Origin of the sequence: Salifodinibacter halophilus (genome assembly GCA_012999515.1) — a bacterium.
In the GTDB taxonomy this organism is placed as follows: Bacteria; Pseudomonadota; Gammaproteobacteria; order Nevskiales; family Salinisphaeraceae; genus Salifodinibacter; species Salifodinibacter halophilus.
In genome coordinates this window covers 1-247 of the sequence record JABEEB010000544.1, presented here as the reverse complement: position 1 = coordinate 247, position 247 = coordinate 1, and the positions used below count along the sequence as shown (strand labels likewise).

At 71.7% G+C, this 247-nt stretch carries 1 protein-coding gene; it reads right to left on the bottom strand.

Translation table 11 applies throughout. The features are described from left to right. Nucleotides 1–247 (bottom strand): aspartate aminotransferase family protein (locus tag HKX41_12775; GenBank protein NNC25009.1); only part of this gene is annotated, 247 nt, incomplete at both ends.

Sequence of the window (247 nt, the reverse complement as noted above, 5' to 3'; positions counted from 1 at the left end):
GCGCACGCCGCGCAGATAGCCGTCCGGCGGCACCAGGATGCCGTTGCCGCCGACCACCGACTCCAGCAGGATCGCCGCCACCGTGTGCGCGCCTTCCAGCTCCAGGGTCTGCTGCAAGTGGGCCAGCGCACGCTCGCATTCCTGCTCGGGCGTTTGCGCATAGAACGCCGAGCGATACGCATACGGCCCCCAGAACCGCACTACGCCCGGCAGGCCGGGCTCGGCGTTCCAGCGGCGCGGATCGCCG